This window comes from Clostridioides sp. ZZV15-6383 (assembly GCF_020657735.1).
In the GTDB taxonomy this organism is placed as follows: domain Bacteria; phylum Bacillota; class Clostridia; order Peptostreptococcales; family Peptostreptococcaceae; genus Clostridioides; species Clostridioides difficile_D.
In genome coordinates this window covers 1-8,921 of sequence record NZ_JAGWCV010000087.1, presented here as the reverse complement: position 1 = coordinate 8,921, position 8,921 = coordinate 1, and the positions used below count along the sequence as shown (strand labels likewise).

Genomic DNA, 8,921 nt, shown 5'->3' with positions numbered 1-8,921 from the left:
ATATATAATAAGCACAAATCAATACAATATATTAAAAATTTAATTTATTTAATTTTATTAATTTAATAATAAGTTCTTATTGTTTTATTTAATTTATTTATGCAAGCGTAAACAATTGAGACGTTTTATTAATTTAATAATGTTAAAAAGGGGGAGTTTATAATGGGTAAGACCAAGGATGTTATAGTATTTGGATTTGCGTTATTTGCAATGTTCTTTGGAGCAGGTAACTTAATATTTCCACCATACTTGGGAATAATTACAGGTCCAGAGTGGTTAATTGCCTTCTTAGGATTTACATTTGCCGATGCTGGTTTGGCACTTCTAGCAGTAATGGCTACAGCTAAATTTGATGGAAATGTAGTTGAAATGTTTAAAAGATGTGGTATGAAATTAGGGATTCTTATAGGTTGTGCAGATATTTTATGTATAGGACCATTCTTAGCTATACCAAGAACAGGTGCAACAACATATGAAATGGGTGTAATGCCTTTATTTGGGACTTCAATTCCAGTGTTATTATTCTGTATACTTTTTTTTGCGATTTCATATGTATTAACAATAAAACCTTCTAAAGTCGTAGATATAGTTGGGCAATTTTTAACTCCAGCTCTTCTAATAGCTTTAGCATTTATAATTATAAAAGGTATTGTATCACCTCTTGGAGAGATAATAGATAAGCCTATGATACCTAATGTATTTGCAGAAGGTATTGGTCAAGGATATCAGACAATGGATGCCTTTGCAGCAATAGCACTTGCATCAGTACTAATTGTATCTTTAAATGAAAAAGGATATTCTACTATTAGTGATAAGTTAAAAATGATTGGTAAATCAGGTGTTCTTGCTTGTGGTGGATTAGCCCTAGTTTATGGAGGATTATGCTTCCTTGGAGCAACTGTATCAACAATGTATGGAACAGATGCAGTACAGTCACAAGTAATAGTAAATATAACACAAGGCTTGCTTGGAAATATTGGGAAAGCGATTTTAGCAGTAGTAGTATCATTAGCATGTTTAACTACATCTATAGGTCTTACATCTGCAACAGGTCAATATTTCTCTAGACTTACAAAAGGTAAGTTAAGTTATGAAAGAATAGTATTAGCTGTATCTGTATTCAGTGCAGTGGTAGCATCTTTTGGTGTTGGAACTATAATAAAGATAGCATCTCCTATACTAAGTATAGTTTATCCACCATCAATTGTTTTAATAATTTTAGCTTTCTTCAATGAAAAAATTAAGAATGATAATGTGTACAAAGGAGCAGTATATATGTCATTGCTTGTAAGTATACTAACAGTTATATCTAGTTATGGAGTACAGGTTCCAGTAGTAAATTCTTTACCTCTTCATTCATTAGGATTTAACTGGGTGGTTCCGGTTATAATAGCTGGAATAATTGGTAATTTTATACCATCAAAGAGTCAATCTAACACACTTGGAACAAATTAAGCTTTAAATTAAAATATAATAGCTTGTAAATAAAGGAGTTATTTATAATAAATGAAATTATTTATATAAATAACTCTTTTTATTTTTAGATTCTATATTAATTATTTGTATTTGATATAGGAAAAATATAAGAAAATATCAAAAAAATATATAGTTTATTTTTTAACAATAATAGATATTAAAAAAAGAATTTTATAGGTTTAAGTATGTATATTAGATGATTTTTACAAAAATATCATATAAATAAAATTATGACAATAATAAAATAATAAAATAAAATTTAAGACATATGGCTATAGAAATGAATTAATTAAATGATTAAATTGTTTCCCTAGACATATATATTAAGAATTTTTAGTTAATTGTGACATATAAGTATGTAAACGTGAATACTAGCAACTGCAAAGTTTAAGTAAGTTGGAAGTTAAAAAATAATTGCTATGAAGAAAAATAAGTTGATAAATCATAATAAGGAATTTTCAGAAAAAACGATTTCAGGACTGAAAAACAAGTCATAAATCTACGGTAGTAGAATTATGATTAAGTAAATTTAACAGTTAATTTAGCAAAATAAATACAAAATACTACAAGAATTAACGTAAAGGGGAGTTGTGACAAAAGGAAAACGATTTTTTAAGAATCATAATTTTGAAAATTTAAAAAATTAAAAATGATATTGACTGCTTTTTTTTCAGATTATATAATGAACACAAAATATTTAAAATTTAAATTGAATTAAAAAGATTATATGAATGTAAAAAGGAGAGTGATATATACAGTACATAAAGCAATACAAGTTGGTAATAATGTGAATAATTTAAAAAGTCTTAATATTTTTATTATTCGTAATAGTTAATTTTATCAAGAAAAATTAGAGAAAAAATAAAAAACCAACTATGTTTAAAGTATATAGGTTGATTTTGTTTAATTAAGAAAGTTGTATTAAATATTGTGAAGATTTTATAAATTATGAAACATAATTGACAAATTTAAGTCAAAAATGTATAATTAAATAAAATCTCGTCAAAAGGTTTTCATTTAAGAAGAGATTGGACTTATTTTTTAGTAAAATGTAGTAATAAGGTAAGAAGTAGTAAAATCAAATGGGGGTGCTTTAAATGGGTGAAAAACAAATCAATTTTAAAGATGTAATTGTAATTGGATTTGCACTATTTGCAATGTTTTTTGGTGCTGGGAACTTAATATTCCCTCCATATCTAGGAGTTTTATCTGGAAGTAGCTGGCTAGTAGCTTTCATAGGATTCCTTTTTGCAGATGGTGGTTTGGCATTATTAGCAGTTATAGCAGCAACTAAGTTTAATGGAGACACATCGAAAATGTTCGCAAGAGCAGGCAAAGGATTAAGTATTACATTAGGATGTGCAATGGTAATCTGTATAGGGCCACTTTTAGCAATACCTAGAACAGCAGCAACAACTTATGAAATGGGTATATTACCTACAATAGGTTCTGGAATAAGCCCGGTAATATTTTCTATAGTATTCTTTGCTCTAGTATTGGTTTTAACAATAAGACCATCAAAAGTTGTAGATATAGTTGGGTCAATCTTAACTCCAGCTTTACTTATAGCTTTAGCAGTATTAATAGTTAAAGGTATCATATCTCCATTAGGAGAAATAAGAGACAGTTCTTTAATACAAAATGTATTTGCAGAAGGTATAACTCAAGGTTATCAGACAATGGATGCATTAGCAGCTAGTGTATTTGCATCAATTATAATCATGTCAGTAATAGCTAAAGGTTATACAGGTGAAAAAGAAAAGATGAAAGCTACAGTAAGTGCAGGTGTAATCGCAGTAATAGGTATGGCACTAGTTTATGGTGGATTATGTTATCTTGGAGCAACTGTATCTCAACAATATGGACAAGATGTTCAACAAACAGCTTTAATAGTTGCAATAACAGCAGCTTTACTTGGAAACACAGGTAAAATCTTATTGGCTATTATAGTTGCATTAGCATGTTTAACAACAGCTATAGGACTTTCTTCAGCAGCAGGTCAATATTTCTCAACACTTACAAATGGAAAATTAAAATATGAACATATAGTTATAGTAGTTTGTGTATTTAGTGCAATTATATCAAACTTTGGAGTAAGTACAATAATAAAATTCTCTTCTCCTATATTGAGCATGGTATATCCAGCAACTATAACTCTAGTTATACTAGCATTATTTAGTGATAAAATTAGAAATGACAACGTGTTCAAATGTGCTGCATATATGGCATTGTTAGTAAGCGTATTAACAGTTGCAAAAAGCTTTGGTGTAAATATTCCTCTAGTTGATAGCTTACCATTTGCTTCATTAGGATTTAACTGGATAGTTCCAGTTGTAATAGCAGGAATAATAGGAAACTTTATTCCATCTAAAAGCAGTAAAACTGCATAATAAAGAATAATTGATAATTATGGAATTGCCTTTAAATTAAATAGGCAATTCCTTTTTATATTTGAAAATATTATTAAACTATTGTAGATTTGAAATTAATGTAAAGTATCAACATATATATCTGTAAAGAAAAAATAAAGAATTTATTATTTAAGTACTTATTAATTAATAAAAGTTAAAATAATAAAATGTAAAAAATATAAAGTATATAAAAGTATAATTGGACTTTTATATACTTTTTTATATTATTTTAGAGTTTTTTAAGACTGTATTTTACAAGTTTAGAAAACTATAAGGAGTGTTATATTTAATATAAAATAGTATAATATATATTATGCTAGATAATTAATATGAAAATATACAAGCATATAAAAAAGTTTGTTTAGAGTTATAGTTAATAGGTGTATTAATTTAATACTAATTTATTGGAGGTCTAAAAATGAAGTACATAATAAAAAGAGATGGTACAAAAGAGCTTTTTAGTAAAAGTAAGATTGAAGATGCTGTCTATAAGGCTAGTATAAATAGTGAAGGTGGAGTGGATAGAGATTTAGCATATGATATATCAAGAAAAATAGCTAATGACTATAATTCTATGGAAAAGTGCTTATCCGTAGAAGAAATACAAGATATAGTTGAAGTATTACTTATGGAATCAAATAGAAAAGATATAGCAAAACACTACATATTATATAGAGAAAGACGTTCTGAAATAAGAACTAAAGCTTGGGAGTTTGATGAATTACAAAAATCAATCTGGAAGAACAAGTATAGACATAATGGTGAGAGTTTTGATGAATGGATAAAGAGAATTTCAAATAATAGTTCAAGAATATCAAAGTTAATAAGACAAAAAAGATTTCTATTTGCTGGAAGAATTTTAGCAAATAGAGGATTACAGAAAGAGGGAAAGAAAGTAACATATTCAAATTGCTATGTAATAGAACCACCAAAAGACAGTATAGAAGATATTTTTGATACTGCAAAAAAACTTGCTAGAACATTTAGTTATGGTGGAGGAGTTGGAATTGATATTTCAAAGTTAAGACCAAAAGGTGCAAAAGTAAATAATGCTGCAAAACATACGACTGGAGCAGTTTCTTTTATGGAGCTTTACAGCATGACAACTGGTTTGATTGGTCAAAGAGGGAGAAGAGGAGCTCTTATGATTTCTATGGACGTTAATCATCCAGAGATAGAAGAGTTTATAGATATAAAGACAGATTTAGAGAAAGTTACTAAAGCAAATATTTCTGTAAGAGTAACAGATGAATTTATGCAAGCTGTAAAAGAAAAAAAGCTATATAATTGTACTTTTGAAGTTGAAACTACTGGAGAAAAAATAGTTAAGATAGTAAATGCGTATGATTTGTTTAATAAATTCGTAAAAAATAACTGGGATTATGCAGAGCCAGGTATATTGTTCTGGGATAAAATAAGAACCTATAATTTTATGAGTGAAGATAAGGACTTTTGCTTTTCAGGAGTAAATCCTTGTGCGGAAGAGCCACTTCCAAGTGGAGGAAGTTGTCTGCTTGGTTCAATAAACTTGTCAGAGTTTGTAATACAACCATTTGGGGAACATGCTACATTTGATATTAATAAATTAAAATCTTGTGTTAGAGAAGCTGTAGTAGCTTTAAATGATGTCTTAGATGAGGGATTAAACCTACATCCATTACAGGAGCAAAGAGATAGTGTACATAAATATAGACAAATAGGTTTAGGTGTAATGGGTATAGCTGATATGCTTATAAAGATGGGAATAAGATATGGCTCTGATGAATCTTTAGAATTATGTGATTTAATTGGTAAAACTATGTTAAATGAAGCTGTAAAGCAATCATCACTAATTGCTAAAGAATATGGGACATTTAGCGAGTACAAATATGAAAATATTTCTAAATCTAAGTTTTTTATAGACAACTTAAATGAAGATACCAAGGAAATTGTTAAAAAGTATGGGCTTAGAAATTCGCAACTTTTAACTATACCTCCTACAGGTTCTATATCTACAATGATAGGTATTAGTGGTGGAATAGAACCTATATTTAATCTTTCATATATAAGAAAAACTGAAAGCTTACATGATGAAGATGTTTATTATAAAGTATATACTCCAATTGTTAAAGAGTATATGGATAAAAAAGGGATTACAGATGAAGAATGTTTACCAGATTTTTTTGTTACTGCTATGAATATAGGATATGAAGAAAGGATAAACATGCAAAAAGTGTGGCAAAAGTATATTGATGCTTCTATATCATCTACAATAAATATACCTTTTGAAACTACAGTTGAAGATGTTTTCAATATATATATTAAGGCATGGGAGGCTGGTCTTAAAGGGGTGACAATATTTAGAGATGGATGCAAAAGGAGTGGAATTTTAATAAATGAAAAAAAGGAAGAAAATAATAAAGAAAATAATAAAGAAAATAATAAAAAAGAAGATAATAAAAAAGAAGATAATAAAAAAGAATATTATAAAAATAATAAAAAAGAAAAAAATAATAAAGATGAAAAAGCCAAAGAAATAATAAATAAAAATTTTGAAGAAGATGAAAAATTTGTGTGCCCTGAATGTGGAAGTGAAGGAATTGCACATACAGGCGGATGCAGTATATGTTTAAAATGTGGATATAGTGGATGCAATTAAACTCTGAATTAACAAAATTTTTAACTTATATTTTTACAAATGAAAGATGAGGGAAGAGTATGCAAGATAAAAGCGTGAGGGAGATTAAAGAAATAATAGAAACTTTAGAAGTAGAGCAGTATATGAAATATATAGAACTATTAAGAGTAGATGAAAGAAAATCTGTACAAAGTTTAGCTATAAAATTAGCAAAAAAATTGGATAGTATTAGAAAAGAAGAAGAACGATTAGAAACTATAAATATGTTTGAAAATGAAGGTTATAATAAAGGCTATTTATATATTGGAGGGATTGATGAAGCAGGAAGAGGACCACTTGCTGGACCTGTTGTAGCTTCTGTTGTAGTGTTTAAAAAAGATACAAAAATAGAAGGTGTAAATGACTCTAAAAAACTAAGTGAAGCAAAGAGAGATGAACTTTTTGAAGTAATAAAAAATGAAGCATTAGATTATGGAATAGGAATAGTAAATAATGAAGAAATAGATGAATTTAATATATTAAATGCTACATATATGGCTATGAAAAAGGCTATAAATTGTTTAAAAAAAGCACCAGATTTTTTACTGGTTGATGCAGCAACAATACCAGGAATTGATATAGCTCAAAATCCAATTGTAAAAGGAGATTCAAAATCTATATCAATAGCAGCAGCAAGTATATTGGCTAAAGTTACTAGAGATAGTATAATGTATCAATATGATAGAGTATACCCAGAATATGGGTTTAAATCTCATAAGGGATATGGAACTAAAGAACACTATGAAGCTATTGAAAAGTATGGGATAACTCCTATACATAGAAAAAGTTTTTTAAAAAATATATTGTAAATATAATATAATGTATATGATATAAATTACTATAATTAATGGGGGATTAAAGATGGAATATAATGAATTATTAAAAAGTGCTAGAGAAAATTTAAATGGAAGTTGTAAAGTTTGTAAAGTTTGTAATGGGGTTGCTTGTGCAGGTGAAGTGCCTGGTATGGGAGGTAAAGGAAGTGGTTCTTCTTTTATAGAAAATAGTAAGAGTTTAGAAAAAGTAAAAGTAAATATGAGAGTAATACATGATGTATCAAACCCTGATACATCTATAGAGATGTTTGGGAAAAAAATGAGTGCACCTATATTTGCAGCTCCAGTAACAGGAACTACTTTAAATATGGGTGGAAAAATTAATGAAAGAGATTACATAGAGCCAGTAGTTGAAGGCTGTGCTAATAGTGGCATTTATGCAATGGTTGGAGATACAGCAGTAGATGCTTTTTTAATGGAAAATTTAGATGTAGTTAAAAAATATAATGGAGCTGGAATTGTATTTATAAAACCTTGGGATAATGAAAATATTATAAAAAAGATAAGATTAGCCGAAGAAGCTGGTGCATTTGCAGTTGGAGTTGATATAGATGCTTGTGGTCTAGTAACTTTATCACTACATGGAAAGCCAGTACTTCCTAAAAATGTTGAACAAATAAAAGAGTTAGTGAAATCTACCAAACTACCATTTATATTGAAAGGAATAATGACTGTTGAAGATGCCTTAATAGCAGTTGAAGCAGGGGTAGATGCAATAGTTGTATCAAACCATGGAGGAAGAGTACTTGATTGTACACCAGGAACATGTGAAGTTCTACCAAAAATTGCTGATGCTGTTAAAGGTAAAGTTACAATACTTGCAGATGGTGGAGTGAGAACAGGCTTAGATGTATTAAAAATGATAGGTCTAGGAGCAGATGCAGTGTTAATAGGAAGACCTTTTGTGACTGCTTCATTTGGTGGAGCAACTGATGGTGTAGAAACTTATGTAAATAAACTTCAATCAGAATTAAGTGGTTCTATGATATTAACTGGATGTCAAACCATAAAAGATATTGATGGAAAAGTTATATACAAATAAAATTTTATACAAAAAAGAGGAAAAATCGTTTTAATGTAGAATAATTGTACAAAGGGGGAATTTATATGAGTAGAAAAGCTTATGAAGAAGCCTTAGTAGAATTAGAAAAATTTATTGATGAAAGAAAAGAAATAATTAAAAGTGCGGAGGACTGTATTGATAAGTACATAGTTGACAGAACGCTACCTTTTGATTACAAAGATAAATGTGTGGAATGGCAACAAGAGTTACTTGATATTGCAGAGGCACAAATTTTAGAAGCAAATGAATTAAGTGTATTATTACAAGAGAAAAAAGAACTTGAAGAAGATTAAGTTTTATTAACTAGAAGGGGCTATCTCAAAATATAGATTGTACTGAGACCCAAAAGTTAGACTTTATACAGGAATGAAATTTTCATTCCTGTTTTTTTAGCTTTATGTAACTTTAGATTCATATTCAAATCTATATTTAACAGGGCTACGCCAATTTAATTTTTCTTTAATTCTTTTGTTATTATA

The 8,921-nt window shown here is 28.4% G+C and carries 6 protein-coding genes; all 6 read left to right on the top strand.

The features are described from left to right. The first annotated feature begins 162 nt into the window (after positions 1–162). The 6 genes from brnQ (KGF42_RS18070) (at position 163) to KGF42_RS18045 (ending at position 8,735) form a co-directional block, all read left to right on the top strand. Entirely contained in the window at positions 163–1,455 is a 1,293-nt protein-coding gene (gene brnQ / locus KGF42_RS18070) for a branched-chain amino acid transport system II carrier protein (protein ID WP_227826819.1), read from the top strand. A 1,118-nt stretch (positions 1,456–2,573) separates the two neighbouring features. After that, positions 2,574–3,866, top strand: coding sequence for a branched-chain amino acid transport system II carrier protein (gene brnQ / locus KGF42_RS18065; protein ID WP_227826818.1), 1,293 nt, complete (start codon positions 2,574–2,576; stop codon positions 3,864–3,866). Positions 3,867–4,305: 439 nt separating this feature from the next. Next, the gene (locus KGF42_RS18060) at positions 4,306–6,525 is read left to right on the top strand and encodes an adenosylcobalamin-dependent ribonucleoside-diphosphate reductase (RefSeq protein WP_227826817.1); all 2,220 of its coding nucleotides are present in this window, start codon (positions 4,306–4,308) and stop codon (positions 6,523–6,525) included. 59 nt (positions 6,526–6,584) lie between these two features. After that, on the top strand, positions 6,585–7,352 hold the full coding sequence (locus KGF42_RS18055; protein WP_227821474.1) for a ribonuclease HII: 768 nt from the start codon (positions 6,585–6,587) through the stop codon (positions 7,350–7,352). 52 nt (positions 7,353–7,404) lie between these two features. Next, on the top strand, positions 7,405–8,421 hold the full coding sequence (locus tag KGF42_RS18050) for an alpha-hydroxy-acid oxidizing protein (protein WP_227821475.1): 1,017 nt from the start codon (positions 7,405–7,407) through the stop codon (positions 8,419–8,421). A 65-nt stretch (positions 8,422–8,486) separates the two neighbouring features. After that, entirely contained in the window at positions 8,487–8,735 is a 249-nt protein-coding gene (locus KGF42_RS18045; protein ID WP_021407973.1) for a hypothetical protein, read from the top strand. Positions 8,736–8,921: the final 186 nt, after the last annotated feature.

What these genes read in the sequence shown, in the direction of transcription:
- KGF42_RS18045 (WP_021407973.1), top strand. Translation starts at nt 8,487, where the DNA reads ATGAGTAGAAAAGCTTATGAAGAAGCCTTAGTAGAATTAGAAAAATTT.
- KGF42_RS18060 (WP_227826817.1), top strand. Translation starts at nt 4,306, where the DNA reads ATGAAGTACATAATAAAAAGAGATGGTACAAAAGAGCTTTTTAGTAAA.
- brnQ (WP_227826818.1), top strand. Translation starts at nt 2,574, where the DNA reads ATGGGTGAAAAACAAATCAATTTTAAAGATGTAATTGTAATTGGATTT.
- brnQ (WP_227826819.1), top strand. Translation starts at nt 163, where the DNA reads ATGGGTAAGACCAAGGATGTTATAGTATTTGGATTTGCGTTATTTGCA.
- KGF42_RS18050 (WP_227821475.1), top strand. Translation starts at nt 7,405, where the DNA reads ATGGAATATAATGAATTATTAAAAAGTGCTAGAGAAAATTTAAATGGA.
- KGF42_RS18055 (WP_227821474.1), top strand. Translation starts at nt 6,585, where the DNA reads ATGCAAGATAAAAGCGTGAGGGAGATTAAAGAAATAATAGAAACTTTA.